This window comes from Bradyrhizobium sp. (genome assembly GCF_004799445.1).
Taxonomy (GTDB): domain Bacteria; phylum Pseudomonadota; class Alphaproteobacteria; order Rhizobiales; family Xanthobacteraceae; genus Bradyrhizobium.
In genome coordinates, this window is record NZ_SSNA01000069.1 from 30215 (window position 1) to 45507 (window position 15293).

General features: G+C 63.0%; 19 protein-coding genes. 8 read left to right on the plus strand and 11 right to left on the minus strand.

Annotated features, from left to right (window positions below; translation table 11 throughout):
- Positions 1-91 precede the first annotated feature (91 nt).
- On the minus strand, positions 92-1489 hold the full coding sequence (argH, locus tag E8A46_RS09305; protein ID WP_291559712.1) for an argininosuccinate lyase: 1398 nt from the start codon (positions 1487-1489) through the stop codon (positions 92-94).
- A 126-nt stretch (positions 1490-1615) separates the two neighbouring features.
- Here argH and E8A46_RS09310 point away from each other — a divergent pair, with 126 nt between their 5' ends.
- Complete coding sequence (locus E8A46_RS09310; RefSeq protein WP_291559714.1) at positions 1616-2287, plus strand: TlpA disulfide reductase family protein; 672 nt, start codon at positions 1616-1618, stop codon at positions 2285-2287.
- 57 nt (positions 2288-2344) lie between these two features.
- Here the strand turns inward: E8A46_RS09310 and E8A46_RS09315 are convergent, their stop codons facing one another.
- Both E8A46_RS09315 and E8A46_RS09320 read right to left on the minus strand, forming a co-directional pair.
- Positions 2345-2539: a hypothetical protein gene (locus E8A46_RS09315; protein ID WP_291559715.1), complete on the minus strand. Its 195-nt coding sequence runs from the start codon at positions 2537-2539 to the stop codon at positions 2345-2347.
- A gap of 68 nt (positions 2540-2607) precedes the next feature.
- Positions 2608-3459, minus strand: a complete 852-nt coding sequence (locus tag E8A46_RS09320) for a LysR family transcriptional regulator (protein WP_291559717.1) — start codon at positions 3457-3459, stop codon at positions 2608-2610.
- A gap of 109 nt (positions 3460-3568) precedes the next feature.
- Here E8A46_RS09320 and E8A46_RS09325 point away from each other — a divergent pair, with 109 nt between their 5' ends.
- Genes E8A46_RS09325 through E8A46_RS09335 form a run of 3 tightly spaced genes read left to right on the plus strand, consistent with a single transcriptional unit; the run spans position 3569 to position 5285 of the window.
- Positions 3569-3952 carry a tautomerase family protein gene (locus E8A46_RS09325; RefSeq protein WP_291559719.1) on the plus strand — a complete coding sequence of 128 codons (384 nt, stop codon included), beginning with the start codon at positions 3569-3571 and terminating at the stop codon, positions 3950-3952.
- Entirely contained in the window at positions 3952-5160 is a 1209-nt protein-coding gene (locus tag E8A46_RS09330; RefSeq protein ID WP_291559809.1) for a pyridoxal phosphate-dependent aminotransferase, read from the plus strand. The genes E8A46_RS09325 and E8A46_RS09330 overlap by 1 nt, the downstream gene beginning before the upstream one ends.
- Positions 5157-5285: a hypothetical protein gene (locus E8A46_RS09335; RefSeq protein WP_291559721.1), complete on the plus strand. Its 129-nt coding sequence runs from the start codon at positions 5157-5159 to the stop codon at positions 5283-5285. Before E8A46_RS09330 ends, E8A46_RS09335 begins: the two co-directional genes overlap by 4 nt.
- A gap of 18 nt (positions 5286-5303) precedes the next feature.
- Here the strand turns inward: E8A46_RS09335 and E8A46_RS09340 are convergent, their stop codons facing one another.
- The 5 genes from E8A46_RS09340 to E8A46_RS09360 all read right to left on the minus strand — a co-directional run bounded on the left by E8A46_RS09340 (position 5304) and on the right by E8A46_RS09360 (position 9058).
- Positions 5304-6185 carry a 3-hydroxybutyryl-CoA dehydrogenase gene (locus tag E8A46_RS09340; protein WP_291559723.1) on the minus strand — a complete coding sequence of 294 codons (882 nt, stop codon included), beginning with the start codon at positions 6183-6185 and terminating at the stop codon, positions 5304-5306.
- Positions 6186-6367: 182 nt separating this feature from the next.
- Positions 6368-7312, minus strand: coding sequence for an FAD-binding protein (locus E8A46_RS09345; protein WP_291559725.1), 945 nt, complete (start codon positions 7310-7312; stop codon positions 6368-6370).
- Positions 7313-8062 carry an electron transfer flavoprotein subunit beta/FixA family protein gene (locus tag E8A46_RS09350; protein WP_291559727.1) on the minus strand — a complete coding sequence of 250 codons (750 nt, stop codon included), beginning with the start codon at positions 8060-8062 and terminating at the stop codon, positions 7313-7315.
- A gap of 217 nt (positions 8063-8279) precedes the next feature.
- Positions 8280-8852 carry a cob(I)yrinic acid a,c-diamide adenosyltransferase gene (locus E8A46_RS09355; protein WP_291559729.1) on the minus strand — a complete coding sequence of 191 codons (573 nt, stop codon included), beginning with the start codon at positions 8850-8852 and terminating at the stop codon, positions 8280-8282.
- 11 nt (positions 8853-8863) lie between these two features.
- Entirely contained in the window at positions 8864-9058 is a 195-nt protein-coding gene (locus E8A46_RS09360) for a twin transmembrane helix small protein (protein ID WP_291559731.1), read from the minus strand.
- 145 nt (positions 9059-9203) lie between these two features.
- On the opposite strand from E8A46_RS09360, the gene E8A46_RS09365 reads away from it, so the two are divergent.
- On the plus strand, positions 9204-10097 hold the full coding sequence (locus tag E8A46_RS09365) for a YihY/virulence factor BrkB family protein (protein ID WP_291559733.1): 894 nt from the start codon (positions 9204-9206) through the stop codon (positions 10095-10097).
- Here E8A46_RS09365 and E8A46_RS09370 read toward each other — a convergent pair.
- The gene (locus tag E8A46_RS09370) at positions 10024-11277 is read right to left on the minus strand and encodes an ATP-binding protein (protein ID WP_291559735.1); all 1254 of its coding nucleotides are present in this window, start codon (positions 11275-11277) and stop codon (positions 10024-10026) included. The two genes, E8A46_RS09365 and E8A46_RS09370, sit on opposite strands and share 74 nt — an antisense overlap.
- 106 nt (positions 11278-11383) lie before the next feature.
- Positions 11384-12256 (minus strand): tRNA glutamyl-Q(34) synthetase GluQRS, encoded by an 873-nt coding sequence (gene gluQRS, locus E8A46_RS09375; RefSeq protein ID WP_291559738.1) that lies wholly within the window; start codon positions 12254-12256, stop codon positions 11384-11386.
- A 37-nt stretch (positions 12257-12293) separates the two neighbouring features.
- Between gluQRS and E8A46_RS09380 the strand changes: the two genes are divergently transcribed.
- Positions 12294-13040: a DNA-3-methyladenine glycosylase 2 family protein gene (locus E8A46_RS09380; protein ID WP_291559740.1), complete on the plus strand. Its 747-nt coding sequence runs from the start codon at positions 12294-12296 to the stop codon at positions 13038-13040.
- Positions 13037-14128, plus strand: coding sequence for a DUF2855 family protein (locus E8A46_RS09385; protein WP_291559742.1), 1092 nt, complete (start codon positions 13037-13039; stop codon positions 14126-14128). The genes E8A46_RS09380 and E8A46_RS09385 overlap by 4 nt, the downstream gene beginning before the upstream one ends.
- A 44-nt stretch (positions 14129-14172) precedes the next feature.
- Here E8A46_RS09385 and E8A46_RS09390 read toward each other — a convergent pair whose 3' ends face one another.
- Complete coding sequence (locus tag E8A46_RS09390) at positions 14173-14568, minus strand: nuclear transport factor 2 family protein (protein WP_291559743.1); 396 nt, start codon at positions 14566-14568, stop codon at positions 14173-14175.
- 138 nt (positions 14569-14706) lie between these two features.
- Between E8A46_RS09390 and E8A46_RS09395 the strand changes: the two genes are divergently transcribed.
- Positions 14707-15252 (plus strand): Lrp/AsnC family transcriptional regulator, encoded by a 546-nt coding sequence (locus E8A46_RS09395; protein ID WP_291559746.1) that lies wholly within the window; start codon positions 14707-14709, stop codon positions 15250-15252.
- Positions 15253-15293: the final 41 nt, after the last annotated feature.

A 15293-nucleotide genomic window follows, 5' to 3' on the forward strand; every position in this document is an offset into this window, starting at 1 on the left:
GTCAAAATCCCCAATGCGGCGGCACCATACAAAGATTGACCTGTTCTGGCGAGACCTGCGGCGTGCTGAATTTTCCCGCGAGAATCGCGGCTCAGCCCAATTTTCGCTCTTTTTCCAGCCGCTTGAGCCAGCTCTTGGCCTGCGCCTGCACGTTCTTCGGGGCGGTTCCGCCAAGGCTCGTGCGGCTCTTGACGGAGGCCTCGACCGACAGCACCGCCAGCGCCTGGGCAGTAATCCTGGGCTCAATGGCCTGCATCGCCTGCAACGGCAGCTCATGCAGCGCGACGCCATCCTTGGCTGCCCTGGCGACGATGCGCCCGGTGACGTGGTGGGCGTCGCGGAACGGCATTTTCAAGGTCCGCACCAGCCAGTCCGCAAGATCGGTAGCGGTGGCGTAGCCTTCCCCGGCCGCGGCTTTCATTCGCGCCTCATCCGGGACGATATCGGTGACCATTCCGGTCATCGCGCGAACCGCCAGCGAAAGCGCGGCGAATGCCTCCATCGCGCCCTGCTTGTCTTCCTGCATGTCCTTTTGATAGGCGAGCGGCAGCCCCTTCATCACGATCAGTAACGCGGTCAGCGCGCCGATCACCCTGCCGGTTTTGGCGCGCACCAGTTCGGCCGCATCCGGATTGCGCTTCTGCGGCATGATCGAGGAGCCGGTGGTGAACTTGTCGGAAAGCCGCACCAGCCCCACCAGCGGCGAGGTCCAGATCACGATCTCTTCGGCGAAACGCGACAGATGCACCGACGCGATCGCCGCCGCCGACAAGGTCTCGATCACGAAATCCCGGTCCGACACCGCGTCGAGCGAATTGGCCATCGGCCGGTCGAAGCCGAGCGCTTTCGCGGTCGCGTGGCGATCGATCGGGAACGAGGTGCCAGCCAGGGCTGCTGCGCCGAGCGGCGATTCGTTCAGGCGTTTGCGCGCGTCGGCGAAGCGGCCGCGGTCGCGCGCCGCCATCTCGACATAAGCGAGCAGATGATGCCCGAACGTCACCGGCTGCGCGGTCTGCAGATGCGTGAACCCGGGCATCACGGTCGCGGCATGTTCCAGCGCCCGCAGCGCCAGCGCGTGCTGGAACGCGGCCAGCGCGGCATCGGTCTCGTCGATGGTGTCACGGACATACAGCCGAAAATCGGTGGCGACCTGATCGTTGCGCGAACGCGCGGTGTGCAGCCGTCCCGCAGCGGGCCCGATCAACTCACCGAGCCGGCTCTCGACATTCATGTGAATGTCCTCGAGCGCGCGCTTGAAATCGAACGATCCCTTGCCGATTTCTGACAAAATCGTGTCTAGACCCCTGCAGATATTTTTCGCATCGTTCGCCGAAATAATGCCTTGCGCTGACAGCATCGCGGCGTGGGCCTTGGACGCGGCGATGTCCTGGGCGTAAAGGTGACGATCGACGTCGATCGAGACGTTGATTTCGTCCATGATCGCGTCGGGGCGCTCGGTGAACCGGCCGCCCCACATCTTGTTGCTCATGACCCGTTACTCATGACTTATTACTCTTGCCCGCCGCGCCTCGCCTGCGCCCGTTGACACGCCGTATGCCGTCCCTGGCGCCACCAAAGCCCTGCATAGCCGTATCTGATACAGGATGACAACGATATGCCCGAACGACCCTCACCCGCCCCGGCTGCCATGCGCCGGATTCCCTACGTCGTCGGGGCGGTGCTGGTCGGGACAATGATTGGATTTGCCGGGGTATACGGGATTGGCGGGCTGAAGCGCAACGCGGCCGGCGATTCCGCCTGCGCCGCGGCGGTCGACCTTTCGCGCAAGCTCGCGCCTCTGGTGCATGGCGAGGTGGCCGCCCTGACCATGGCAACGGCGCCGCTGCGGCTGCCGGACCTCGCCTTCGAGGACGGCGACGGCAAGCCGAGGAAGCTCTCGGACTGGCGCGGCCGCACGGTTCTGGTGAACCTGTGGGCGACCTGGTGCGTGCCCTGCCGCCGGGAAATGCCGGCGCTGGACCGCCTGCAGGCGAGGCTTGGCGGCAAGAATTTCGAGGTGGTCGCGATCAATATCGATACCCGCGACCCCGAAAAGCCCAGGAGTTTCCTCAAAGAGGCCAACCTGACCCGGCTTGGCTACTTTAGTGATCAAAAAGCCAAGGTTTTTCAGGATCTTAAGGCCATAGGGCGGGCGCTGGGCATGCCCACCTCGGTGCTGGTCGACAGTCAGGGCTGCGAGATCGGCACCATTGCCGGACCGGCGGAATGGGACAGCGACGACGCGGTCAAGCTGATCACGGCGGCAACGACAGTTCCGGGCTCCTAGCCGAGGGACGGCCAGCCTGAGCGCACGAGCACGCGCGGAATGACGCTTTCGGGGGCCTTAGGCGGTAACGTTGATATTGCCGCCGATACCCGCGGCCACATTGGCGAGCGAGGGGGTTCCAGTACCCAACAGGGTCTGAACCGCGGATTTCTCGGCACTGGCATTCGCGCTCAAGAAGGTGGTTGCGATCTGCTGCTGCGTATTACCCGCCTGAGCAGCGAGAATGCTGCTGACCATGCTCATCATATCCATACGCAATACCCCCGTCGTCAACAGCTACGCTACCCGGCAGTCGTTAACGATCCATTTTCCGACCGAGCTCAGGCAGCGCTCGCCGCAAAGGCAGCGCCAAGGGTGCGCAACGCCCGGCGTGTGCGGGCGTCGGACAATTTCGAATAAAGGATCACCTCGCGGGTCGGCAGCGGCGGCAAACCAAGCCGCGATCCGAGATCGATGGTACCGGACGGCGCGACCCGGCGCCCCAGCGCCGCCACCGCCAAACCGGCGGATATCGCAGCACCTATGGTCGCAATTCCGCCGCCGACAAACACCTCGGTCCATGGTATGCTGGCCGCGTCGAGAACGTCGAGGGCCATGGCGCGCACGCTGCAAGGCTCGGCCTGGGTCGCAAGACGCAGTGGCTCTCCGGGCTGCCAGTGGAAATCAGGCGCGGCCATCCAACCGAATTGCTCTTCGAAAAGTATATCGCCGCCACGGCGCCGGGCATCGTGGCCGAGCACGATCGCGGCATCCAGCGCGCCACCGTCGAATGCCGCGAGGACGGCGCGCGACGTGTCAATGTGTAACTCCATGACCAGTCCCGGATCGGTGGCGCTCATCCGTTTCAGTAACGCCGTCAGTTCCGGGCCGATAACGTGGTGGCTGATGCCGACAGTCAGGCGGCGGTGTTCGACGGCAAAAGCGCCGATCGCCGACTGGTGCGCGGCGACGAGGTTGCGCGCAGCCCCAAGGAAAGCGCTTCCCTCGGCGGACAGTTGAACGCGTCGTGGGGTTCGCTCCAGCAACCGGCGACCGAGCCCGGCCTCCAGACGCTTGATCTTCAGGCTGACGGAGGACTGGGTGGTGTCCATCGCCTCGGCGGCACGGGTGAAACTGTTCAGGTCGGCCACTAGGACAAAGGCCTGGACCGCCTCGACATCGAGGGCTTTCATGGCGGACCATTGGAAAACGAAATCACTGAAATATCGTATCATATTGTTTTTTAATGATCAAGAAACTCCTACGTTCGACCCGTCCCAACACCAACCGCAGGAGATTACCATGCCGCTGGCCCGGATTTCGTTGAGGCGGGGCAAGTCCGCCGCCTATCGCAAGGCCATCTTTGAGGGCCTCTATCAGGCCCTGCGCGAGACCTTCGACGTCCCCGAAGGCGACCGCTTCATGATCGTCACCGAACATGACGATGACGATTTCGTCTATGACGCGAACTATCTCGTCATCAAGCGCAGTGACGATCTGGTCATCGTGCAGATCACCATTAGCAACACGCGACCAAGGGCGCAAAAACAAAGACTCTATCAGCGCATCGTTGAGCGGCTGACCGAGAACCCCGGGCTACGCCCCGAGGATGTCTTCATCAATCTGGTCGAAGTGCTCCCGGAAAACTGGTCGTTCGGGCACGGCGTAGCGCAGTACGTCAAGTGATGGCCGTGCCCGTGCTTTCGCCGCGCGTCAGCGGGATACAGCCCTCGCTCGCTTCGATCCTGCGTCGCCGCGCCCGCGAGCTTCGCGCGGCCGGGCGCGACATTATCGAGCTGTCCTCGGGCAATCTCGACTTCCCGACGCCGGATCATGTGATCGCGGCGGCACATGCTGCCGCACTGCGGGGGGAAACCCTCTACACCGACGTCGACGGCACGCCGGAACTGAAGCAGTCGGTGCGCGCCACCCTGCTGCGAGACCATCGGCTCACTTATGCGGAAGGCGAGATCGTCATCTGCAATGGCTCGACGCAGGCTCTGTTCAACGCGCTGCTGGCGACACTTTCGCCCGCGGAAGAGGTCATCATCCTCGCGCCCTACTGGGCACCTTATCTCGAGCAAGTGCGGCTGGCCGGCGGCACACCGGTGATCGTGCCCTGCCCGCAGAACAATGGCTATAAGCTGCGCCCGGACGATTTGGTGGCAGCGATCACGCCGCGAACGCGCTGGCTCATCATCAATAACCCGGTCAATCCCTCGGGCGCGGTTTACTCAAGGAAAGAATTGTCGGCTATCGCTGCGGTACTGCTGCAGCACCCGGAGGTCTGGATCCTCTCCGACGGTCTCTACGAGCATATCGTATTCGACGGAGATTGCGCGCCCACGCTCGCTGAAATCGAGCCGCGCCTGAAGCCACGAACACTGACCGTCAGCGGCGTCGCCAAGACCTACGCCATGATGGGATGGCGTGTCGGCTACGCCGCCGGGCCTGCCGCGCTGATCCGCGAAATGATCAAGATCCAGTCGCAGACCACGTCCTGCGCGTCATCGATCAGCCAGGCCGCCGCCGTCGCAGCGCTCAATGGCCCGCAGGAATTGTTACGCCAGCGTGCCGACGTCTTGCGGGCGAAGCGGGATCACTTTGCCCGATTTCTGAATGGCTGCTCGGGCCTGTCATGCGAGCCGCCGCAGGGGACCTTCTATCTGCTGGTGTCCTGCGCCGGTGTGATCGGCAAGTGCCTGCCAAATGGAAAGCAAGTCCTGACCGACCGCGATTTTGCGGGCTATCTGCTCGATCATGCCGATCTGGCTGTGCTTCCCGGTGCAGATTTTGGGCTGTCACCCTATTTCCGTGTCAGTTTTGCCAACTCGCAATCGAACATCGAAGCGGCCGGCCAAAGATTGCGGCATGCGTGCGAGGCCTTGCGATGACACGATATTGCGAGGCCGGCGCACGCGTGGCTCTGGTCGCCCATCTGCTGGGACTTGGCGCGGGTGCGGCGACGATTGTCGGCCTCACGCCCGCAGCGCTGGCATTGGTACGGGCGCTGACGTGACTAAGGGCAGCAGACCGGCTACCGGGTCGGAACCGGCTTTTCGCCGCGATAGTCGTAGAAGCCGCGCTGGGTCTTGCGGCCGAGCCAGCCGGCCTCGACATATTTCACCAGCAGCGGACACGGCCGGTATTTCGAGTCAGCCAGCCCCTCATGCAGCACCTGCATGATCGACAGGCAGGTATCGAGACCGATGAAATCGGCAAGCTCGAGCGGTCCCATCGGATGGTGCGCGCCGAGCTTCATCGCCGCATCGATCGCCTCGACATTCCCGACCCCCTCATACAGCGTATAGATCGCCTCGTTGATCATCGGCAGCAGAATGCGGTTGACAATGAAGGCCGGGAAATCCTCCGACACTGCGATGTGCTTGCCGAGCCGTGTGACGAAGCTCTTGGCCGCGTCGAAGGTGGTATCATCGGTGGCGATGCCGCGGATCAGTTCGACCAGTTCCATCAGCGGCACCGGATTCATGAAGTGAATGCCAATGAAGCGCTCCGGCCGGTCGGTGGACGCGGCAAGCCGTGTGATCGAGATCGACGAGGTATTGGAGGCGACGATGGCGCTGGGCTTCAGCACCGCGCAAACATCGTGAAAAATCTTGCGCTTGACCTCTTCCTTTTCGACCGCGCTCTCGATCACCAGATCGCAGTCGGACAATCCGTCCATCGTCTCGGCGGCAACGATCCTCTCCAGCGCCTGCTTGCGGGCGTCCTCGGTGATGATTTTCTTGGCGACCTGACGCGACAGGTTGCCGTTGATGGTCGCCATCCCCGATTTCAGGCGTTCGGCGGAGACATCGTTGAGAACCACATCGAGGCCGGCCAGCGCCGCCACATGTGCGATACCGTTGCCCATCTGGCCCGAACCGATTACGCCGACCTTGTTGATCATAACCGCCATTTTGCCATCTCACAGCAGCGACGCGCACAGCGCCACTCATCCCTTGCATAAGCCCCGGACGAAACACCTATCAACCGGCGAAGCATTTTCCGTCAGAAAACGCTTCTTGGCTATATTGCGCGTATTCCCATCGCAGAGTCGACCTCCACTTTTGCGGAATAGCTGCGCCTTTTCAATCGCGGCTACTTTCCGAGCTTGCCGAGCGCCTCGGTCAGTTCGGGGACCACCTGATACAAATCCGCGACCAGGCCATAATCGGCAACCTGGAAGATCGGCGCGTCTTCATCCTTGTTGATCGCGACGATGACCTTGGAATCCTTCATGCCGGCGAGATGCTGGATCGCCCCGGAAATGCCGATCGCGACATAGAGCTCCGGCGCCACCACCTTGCCGGTCTGGCCGACCTGCCAGTCGTTCGGGGCGTATCCGGCATCGACCGCGGCACGCGACGCGCCGACCGCGGCGCCGAGCTTGTCGGCCAGCGGCTCGATATATTTGGCGAAATTCTCGCGGCTCTGCATGGCGCGGCCACCGGAGACGATGATCCTCGCCGAGGTCAGTTCGGGACGATCGCTCTTGGCGACTTCCTCACCGACAAAACTGGAGAGACCGGGATCGGCCGCCGATGCGGCATTTTCCACCGTTGCACTGCCGCCCTCTCCGGCGGCCGCGAATGTCGAGGTCCGCACGGTGATCACCTTCTTGGCGTCCTTCGATTTCACGGTCTGGATCGCGTTGCCGGCATAGATCGGCCGCTCGAACGTATCCGATGAAACCACCTTGATGATTTCCGACACCTGCATCACGTCGAGCAGGGCTGCCACCCGCGGCATGACATTCTTGAAGCGCGAGGTCGCGGGCGCGACAAAGGCGTCGTAGGAAGGCGCCAGCGCCACGATCAGGGCCGCCAGCGGCTCGGCGAGATCATGGGCATAGGCGGCGTTGTCCGCGAGCAGCACTTTTTTCACTCCCGCAAGCTTGGCCGCAGCGTCCGCGGCAGCCTTGGCGTTTTCGCCGGCGACCAGCACGTGAACTTCGGCGCCGAGCGCGGCAGCAGCGGTCAGCGCCTTGTTGGTGGAGTCCTTGATCGATGCGTTATCATGTTCGGCGATCAACAGCGTGGTCATCTACAGAACCCCGGCTTCGTTCTTCAGCTTCGACACCAACTCGGTGACATCCTTGACCTTGACGCCGCCCTTGCGGCCCGGCGGTTCGGAGGTCTTGAGGATCTCCAGATGGGGCGCAAGATCAACCCCATAATCGGATGCGCTCTTGTCGGCGATCGGCTTCTTCTTCGCCTTCATGATGTTGGGCAGGCTGGCGTAACGCGGCTCGTTCAGCCGCAGATCGGTGGTGACGATGGCCGGTCCCTTCAGTTTCACGGTCTGCAAGCCCCCGTCGACTTCGCGGGTCACCTTGAAATCGGAACCATCGACCTCAAGCTTGGAGGCAAAGGTCGCCTGCGGCCATCCCAGCAGCGCCGCCAGCATCTGGCCGGTCTGGTTCGAGTCGTCGTCGATCGCCTGTTTGCCAAGAATCACGAGGCCGGGCTTCTCTTCGTCGGCGATGGCCTTGAGGATCTTCGCGACCGCCAACGGTTCGACATTGCCATCCGCCTTGACCAGGATGCCGCGGTCGGCGCCCATCGCGAGCCCGGTCCGGATGGTTTCGGCCGCCTGGGCCGGACCGATCGACACCACCACGACTTCGGTTGCCTTGCCGGCCTCTTTCAGGCGCAGGGCCTCCTCGACGGCGATTTCGTCGAACGGATTCATCGACATCTTGACGTTGGACAGTTCGACGCCCGACCCGTCGCTCTTGACGCGGACCTTGACGTTGTAATCGACCACCCGCTTTACCGGTACCAGGACCTTCATCGACCCTCTTTCGCTTGAATTCCAAGGTTTGATCAGCTTGGGCGCGGAACCTAAAGGTCCGGCCAACCCCGGTCAACGCGCGAAGGCCAAAAAACGCCCCCAAGCGCCTGATCGGTTCTGATTGAATCAGAACCGAGGCTCTAATCTTTTGTATTTGACGCGTTTTCTTGACGCGAACCGGTAGCCACTTCGCTCGAAAACGCTCTCCCAGCCGCGGTCAGCGATTCTGGCCGGGCACCCACAAAACGTCGCCGGCGCCGTTGTTGTTGGCGGCACGGCTGGCGACGAACAGGAAGTCCGACAACCGGTTCATATACTGGATCGCGGCATCGCCGACCGGCTCGTCGGGCTTGGCGGCGAGTTCCACCATCATCCGTTCCGCGCGACGGCATATTGTGCGTGCCAGATGCAGATGCGCCGCGGCTGGCGTACCGCCGGGCAGCACAAACGAAGTCAGGGGGGCCAACCGCGCATTCAAGCCGTCGATGTCGCGCTCGAGCCGTTCGACCTGGCTCGACAGCATTCGCAACCGTTCCGCCTTGCCCTCGGCTTGCGGCACCGCGAGGTCGGCGCCAAGATCGAACAGATCGTTCTGGATCAGACCCAGCATCGCGTCGAGCTCGCGCGCATCCGCCAGATACAGCCGGACAATACCAATGGCGGCGTTGGTCTCATCGACGGTTCCGTAGGCGCCGATGCGCAGGTCGTATTTCGGGCGGCGCTCGCCGCTGCCGAGCGCCGTGGTGCCGTCATCGCCGGTTCGCGTGTAGATACGATTGAGGACGACCATACCTTCCTCCTTTAGCGGCCCATCGCCCAGACCGCGAGCATGGTGACGATAATCGCGACGAATTGCAGCAATACCCGCAACCGCATCAGTTTCTGGGACCGGTCCGGTGACCCGCCCCGCATCATGTTGACGAGACCAAGCAGCAGCACGAGCGCGACGGCAGCAACGGCAATCGGAAGAATGATGGTACTCAGGAATGAAGCCATTTGCCGTACATAACACCGCGCAAGGCAGTCCGCCATTGCTTGCGTCGAGGCGAGCTGCAGTGCAACGATCTGGCTTTTGGATCAATAATATCAGAAGGTGGGTTGGTTCGCCCGATAGACCGTCTTCCCCAGGCCAAGGCTCGTTGTGAGGCAGATTCGCTACATCTTTCACGTCGGCCTGGACGCGTTCTACACGTTTCTGGCCGATGACGGCTGGGCGATCGCCAGCCACATCGCGCTGTCGACCTTGATGGCGCTGTTTCCGTTTCTGATCGTGCTGACGTCACTGGCCGGGTTCTTCGGTTCGAAGGAGCTCGCCGACCAGGCCGCCGGGCTGATGCTGCAGGTCTGGCCGAGGCAGGTCGCCGATTCGCTGTCGGGGGAAATCCACGATGTGATGACCACGACCCGCGGCGACGTCCTCACCATCGGCGCGGTGCTCGCGGTGTATTTTGCCTCGAACGGCGTGGAAGCGCTACGCGTCGCGCTCAACCGCGCCTATTCGGTGATCGAGACGCGGCGCTGGTACCTGCTGCGGCTGGAATCGATCGGCTATACGCTGATTGCCGCCGTCATGGCGCTGGCGATGGCGTTCCTGATCGTGCTTGGCCCGCTGATGCTGGAGGCGGCGCGGCGCCATATTCCGCTCATCGTCGAGAGCAACGAACAATTTCTCAACGTCTCGCGCTACGGCGTCACCGTCACCGCGCTGATCGTCGCGCTGTTCATTCTCCATGCCTGGGTGCCGGCGGGCCGCCGGGGTTTTCTGCAGATCCTGCCGGGCATCATCTTTACCCTGGTGGCATCGCTGGTATCGGGCATCGTGTTTGGACAGTATCTCGCCCGCTTCGCCAACAACTACGTGACAATGTACGCCGGCCTTGCGTCGGTCATCATCGCGCTGGTGTTTCTGTATTTCATCGCCGCGATTTTCGTATATGGCGGCGAGCTGAATGCGGCGATCATCAAGTCGCGGCTGCCGCACGGCGTGTCGCTTCAAGCAGCGCAGTCGCTAAAGCCCTTGGAGACACGGGCTTGACCAGAAAAGTGTCCGCGCCGGCCGCGCGCGATGCCGCTTCGTCATCGCCGCGGCCCGACACTCCGATGATGGCGATGCGGCCGAACGGCGGGCCAAGCGCGCGAATTCGCCTGATGGCCTCGATGCCGGTGATGCCCGGCAACACCATGTCCATCAGCACCGCGTCGAAGCCGCCTTGTGCGATTCGCTCGGTGGCGGCCTCGCCCCGCCCGATGAATTCCGCCTGATGACCGAGTTCGGTAAGCACCGCATTGAGCACGACGCGGCCGAACGGATTGTCCTCGACGCTGAGAACGCGCAGCCCCTGCGCGTGATCCGACGGGATATCGGTATCCGACCCTGAACTCGTTGCTTTCGAAGCTTTGGCGCGGGTCAGCGATACCGTCAATGTGAAGGTGGTTCCTCCACCGCGCCGCGGTGTGACGACGATGTCGCCGCCCATCGCGCGTGCGAGCTGTTTCACCGACGACAAACCTAGGCCGGCGCCACCGAAACGCGAGGCGATGCTGACATTGGCCTGCGAGAACGGACGGAACAGGCGCTTGATTTCGCTGAGGGTAAGGCCGATGCCGCTGTCCGAAATCGCAAACACGACGCCGATCTTGCCCTTGGCGCCGCGCATCGGCTTGACCGCCAGTGCGACGCCGCCCTGTTCGGTGAATTTGATGGCATTGTCGACCAGATTTTCCAGCGCCGCGCGCAGGCGGACCGGATCGCCGATCACGAATGCCGGAAGTTTTTCCGAAATCTCGACCTGGGATTGCAGGCCCTTGGCCGTGGCTCGGCCGGCCAGCGAATCGCCGGCATTGCGGGCGAGCGTGCGCAAGTCAAAAAAGTCCTGCCGCACGCCAAATCCGGAGCGGCCGCTCCTGGCGGCATCGACGAACAATGTCGCCAGGCTGGCGAGATGTTCGGCGCCGGCCTTGATGGTATCGACCCAGCGCCGTTCGCGCTCGTCGAGGTCCGACGTCGCCAGGAGATCGCTGATGGCAAGAATTCCGGTCAGCGGCGTGCGGACCTCGTGCGCAAACGTCGCCAGCGCCGTCTCGACGATGCCGGGTGTGGCTGTCTTGGCGGCGGGCCTGCTCGCCTTGCCGGCGACGGCATGTGCAGCACGTTTCTTCGACGGACCTTGTTTCGACCGCCGCAAGGCGCGCCGTGGGCGCAATTTCAACGCCATGATTCCCCTGACCTGGCCAGCCCCACCATGCCATGGCTGGGCTTGCCGAGTCACGCCGAAGCACGTTTTTCTAAGGTGCGGTCGAACTCCCGCAAAGCCGGCTAATCTAGGGCAGGCCGACAAGGCGGCGGATGTCGGCCGCTGTCGCCCCTGCAGCGCGGAGTTCGCGCAGGCCCGTAGCCTTGCTCGATTTCGACAGCTTTCGCCCGGTATCATCAACAATGAGACGGTGATGTCGATAGGCCGGCCGGGGCAGCCCGAGCAGCGCTTGCAGCAGCCGATGCACGCTCGTCGACCAGAACAGATCCTGGCCCCGCACCACCTCCGTCACGTCCTGCAAGGCGTCGTCGATCGCCACCGCGAGGTGATAGCTGGTCGGCATCTCCTTGCGCGCGAGGATGACGTCGCCCCAGGCGCCGGGCCGGGCTGTCACCGTGCCGGTCTCGCCGTCAGGGCCCTCGCCGTGTTCGGTCCAGGTCAGGTCGCCGGCGCGCGCGCCCGCCGCCGTCACGTCCAGCCGCAGCGCATAGGGCACGCCAGATTGAAGCAGCCGCGCACGCTCCTGGTGCGAAAGCGATCGCGCCGTGCCGGGATAGTGCGGCGCGCCGTCGGGGTCGCGCGGCCATGGCGCCACGGCTTCCCTCTGCGCGACCAGACGCGCGATCTCGGCGCGGCTCTCGAAACCTGGATAGACCAGCCCCTGCGCCAGCAGCGTTTCGAACGCATCGCGATAGTCGGCAAGATGTTCGGATTGGCGCCGCACCGGGGTTTCCCAGGCGATGCCGAGCCAGGCAAGGTCCTGATAGATCGCCTCCTCGAATTGCGGCTTGCAGCGGGTCGCATCGATATCCTCGATGCGCAGCAGAAACCGGCCGCCGGTCCGCGCCGCCAGGTCGAAATTCAGCAACGCCGAATAGGCGTGGCCGAGATGCAGATAGCCGTTCGGGCTGGGCGCGAAGCGGAGGACGGGGGGCGGCATTGATCTCTTTCACGGGACATGGTGGTTTTAAGTCGCAATGACCTTCCACCTCAACAGCCAGGCCGACCTCGAAAGCGCCATCCACGCGCTGGTGAAGCAGGACCCGCGGCTCAAGCCGGTATTTGAGCTCGCGGGCATGCCGGCGCTACGGCGGCGCGAGCCCGGCTATGCGGGCCTCGCCGCGATCGTCTGCGGCCAGCAATTGTCGACCGCAAGCGCCGCGGCGATCTGGGCCCGCCTCACGGCCGCCTTCGACCCGTTCCACCACGATACGCTGCGCCGCGTCCGGGCGGACCGTCTGGGCCGGCTCGGACTATCGGCGGCGAAAATCAAAACCCTGAAGAGTCTGGCGCGCGAAATCGCCGCGGAACGGTTGAACCTCGACGTGCTGGCGAACGAGGACGCCGACGCCGCCCACAACACCCTCACTTCGCTGCACGGCATCGGCCCCTGGACCGCCGACGTCTATCTGCTGTTTTGCCTCGGCCATGGCGACGCCTGGCCGGCCGGCGATCTGGCCGTGCAGGAAGCAATCAAGATCGGACTTGGGCTAAAGAGCCGCCCGACCGCCAAAGAGATGGCGCCGCTGGCCGAACCGTGGCGTCCGCTGCGCGGCGCCGCGGCGCATCTGTGGTGGACCTATTATCGGGCGATCAAGCGACGCGAGGGCGTGATCGGCGGAACGGAAAAAGCCAACGCTGTTTCAAACAATGTTGCTGTTGCAAAACGGTCATCGGCAAAAGCAAAGATCACGGCAACGAAACCGCCGAGGTCGAAAAAATGAAATCCACCGACTTCATCGTTGCCCGCAACGACTTGCGGCAATGCAAATTCATCGAGACCCGATTGCCGGAACCAGCCGCGCTGCCTGACGAGGCACTGCTGATCAAGATTGATCGCTTCGCCTTCACCGCCAACAATATCACCTACGCCCAGCTCGGCGATCAGGTGAAATACTGGCAGCTGTTTCCGGCGCCGGAGAATTTCGGCAACATCCCGGTGTGGGGATTTGGCGAGGTGACCGCCTCGCGCCATCCCGGTGTCGAGATCGGAGAACGGCTGTTCGGCTATTTTCCGATGGCGACCCACCTGGTGATCGAGGCCGCCAGTGTCAGCAAGCGCGGTCTGCGCGACGCCGCCGCGCATCGCCAAGGCGTGGCGGCGGTCTACAACGCCTACGCGCGCGTCAGCGGCGATGCCGCGTTCGCCGGGCGCGAGGGCGACTGTCAGGCGCTGCTGCGGCCGCTGTTCATGCTGTCGTTCCTGGTGGATGATTTTCTCAGCGAGAATGATTTTTACGGCGCGCGCAGCGTGATGCTTTCCAGCGCCTCCAGCAAGACCGCGTTCGGCCTCGCGCATCTCTTGCATACCCAGCGCAAGGGTATCCGGGTGATCGGGCTCACCTCGGCGATAAATGTCGATTTTGTTCGATCGCTCGGCTGCTATGACGAGGTCCTGACCTATGACCGCGCGACCTCGCTGCCGTCGGATTCACCGGTCGCCTTCGTCGACATGGCGGGCAGCAGCGAGCTGCGGGCGCGGCTGCACCGGCATTTCGGCGAGCAGATGAAGTATTCCGGACGGGTCGGACTCACGCACCGCAGCGCATCGCCGGATGAACCGGAATTGCCGGGCGCAAAGCCTGTCTGGTTCTTCGCGCCCGACCAGATTCGCAAGCGCGCCAGGGAATGGGGCCCGGGCGGCGTCGACGCGCGGTTTGGCGCGGCATGGTCGGCGTTTGCCCCGACGCTTGCGAAGCGGCTCACGGTGGTGGAAGGTCGCGGGGCTTCCGCGGTGAAGCAGGTCTATCTCGACACGCTCAACGGGCATATTCCGCCGGAGCAGGGCCACATGCTGTCGCTCGCAGAATAGACCGCGCAACTCCGCGCTCGCTTCAGGTTCGGCAAATGAATGCATCAGTTGCCTGGAACATCGTATCTGTGCTCGACATGAAACGATTTCGCCGTGATCAGCCACGCGCCATTGGTGCGATGGTATGACAGGTAATCGATATACAGGAGTGTATCGATCCTGACGCGAACCTTCACCACTGCCTGGGCCGGCGACGCGAAATCCACGAGCAATATTTCCTGATGGCGCGGCGCGTTCTTGGACTTCGGCGATGGTCCGGAGGCAAGCGCATTCCTGTATTCATGCGCGGGCAACAGACGCAAATTGCCGTCTCGCAAGCCGTGTAGTTGGGCACTCGACGCGAACACTCCCTCGAAGCGCGACACGTCGCAGTCGAACATCAGGTCGAAATAGCGCTCGACGGCATCGAGCAGCGAATGGCAGGTGGCATGGTCGGCCATCAAGGACCCCCCTTTGCAGTTGGCGAATGCTGCCCGTCATTGTGGCACGGGGTCTCGTGGCACGTCCTTGCGAAACACGCCAATACGGGCGACAATAACGCAATTATGTGCCCTTTTTTGACCTAGAATCTATCCGCTATGCCAAAATCGTATCTTGATCCGGTTGATTGCCGCATCGTTGCCGAACTGCAGGCCGATGGACGTTTGAGCAACGTCGAGTTGGCTGACAAGATCGGCTTGTCACCCTCGCCGTGCCTGCGGCGCGTCAAGCATCTGGAGCGGGGCGGGTACATCGAAGGTTACCGGGCGGTCCTGCGGCGCGACCAGATCGGGCTCGGCTTCACGGTCTTCTTGGGCGTCAAGATCGATGGGCACACCAACGAGCGTGCGCTGCAGTTCGAGAAGGCCGTGGTTGCGATGCCTGAGATTATTGCCTGCCATCTCGTCTCCGGCGAGGCGGATTACTTCCTTGAGGTCGTCGTACCCGATCTTGGTGACTACCAGCGCTTCTTGGTCGGCAAACTCCTCAATCTTCCAATTGTGCGCGAGGTACGCAGCAACATTGCGATCCAAACGCTGAAGGCTGGAGCACCATTGCCTCTCGAACACCTTGAGACAGAGCGACCATCAGATCTTCGGCAGGCGGCAAAGCATGGACGACCCGAACGGGGCGCCACCCGTTAATGTGGCCCTTTCTGCACAATCCCAAACGGGTATAGGGTTCA

Excerpts from the sequence above, each read along its gene's own strand:
- E8A46_RS09370 (WP_291559735.1), bottom strand. The coding sequence starts at position 11,277 with ATGGCGTTGAAATTGCGCCCACGGCGCGCCTTGCGGCGGTCGAAACAA.
- E8A46_RS09390 (WP_291559743.1), bottom strand. The coding sequence starts at position 14,568 with ATGGCCGACCATGCCACCTGCCATTCGCTGCTCGATGCCGTCGAGCGC.
- E8A46_RS09315 (WP_291559715.1), bottom strand. The coding sequence starts at position 2,539 with ATGGATATGATGAGCATGGTCAGCAGCATTCTCGCTGCTCAGGCGGGT.
- argH (WP_291559712.1), bottom strand. The coding sequence starts at position 1,489 with ATGAGCAACAAGATGTGGGGCGGCCGGTTCACCGAGCGCCCCGACGCG.
- E8A46_RS09310 (WP_291559714.1), top strand. The coding sequence starts at position 1,616 with ATGCCCGAACGACCCTCACCCGCCCCGGCTGCCATGCGCCGGATTCCC.
- E8A46_RS09395 (WP_291559746.1), top strand. The coding sequence starts at position 14,707 with ATGCCAAAATCGTATCTTGATCCGGTTGATTGCCGCATCGTTGCCGAA.
- E8A46_RS09360 (WP_291559731.1), bottom strand. The coding sequence starts at position 9,058 with ATGGCTTCATTCCTGAGTACCATCATTCTTCCGATTGCCGTTGCTGCC.
- E8A46_RS09350 (WP_291559727.1), bottom strand. The coding sequence starts at position 8,062 with ATGAAGGTCCTGGTACCGGTAAAGCGGGTGGTCGATTACAACGTCAAG.
- gluQRS (WP_291559738.1), bottom strand. The coding sequence starts at position 12,256 with ATGCCGCCCCCCGTCCTCCGCTTCGCGCCCAGCCCGAACGGCTATCTG.
- E8A46_RS09320 (WP_291559717.1), bottom strand. The coding sequence starts at position 3,459 with ATGAAAGCCCTCGATGTCGAGGCGGTCCAGGCCTTTGTCCTAGTGGCC.
- E8A46_RS09330 (WP_291559809.1), top strand. The coding sequence starts at position 3,952 with ATGGCCGTGCCCGTGCTTTCGCCGCGCGTCAGCGGGATACAGCCCTCG.
- E8A46_RS09380 (WP_291559740.1), top strand. The coding sequence starts at position 12,294 with ATGACCTTCCACCTCAACAGCCAGGCCGACCTCGAAAGCGCCATCCAC.
- E8A46_RS09325 (WP_291559719.1), top strand. The coding sequence starts at position 3,569 with ATGCCGCTGGCCCGGATTTCGTTGAGGCGGGGCAAGTCCGCCGCCTAT.
- E8A46_RS09385 (WP_291559742.1), top strand. The coding sequence starts at position 13,037 with ATGAAATCCACCGACTTCATCGTTGCCCGCAACGACTTGCGGCAATGC.
- E8A46_RS09345 (WP_291559725.1), bottom strand. The coding sequence starts at position 7,312 with ATGACCACGCTGTTGATCGCCGAACATGATAACGCATCGATCAAGGAC.
- E8A46_RS09335 (WP_291559721.1), top strand. The coding sequence starts at position 5,157 with ATGACACGATATTGCGAGGCCGGCGCACGCGTGGCTCTGGTCGCCCAT.
- E8A46_RS09355 (WP_291559729.1), bottom strand. The coding sequence starts at position 8,852 with ATGGTCGTCCTCAATCGTATCTACACGCGAACCGGCGATGACGGCACC.
- E8A46_RS09340 (WP_291559723.1), bottom strand. The coding sequence starts at position 6,185 with ATGGCGGTTATGATCAACAAGGTCGGCGTAATCGGTTCGGGCCAGATG.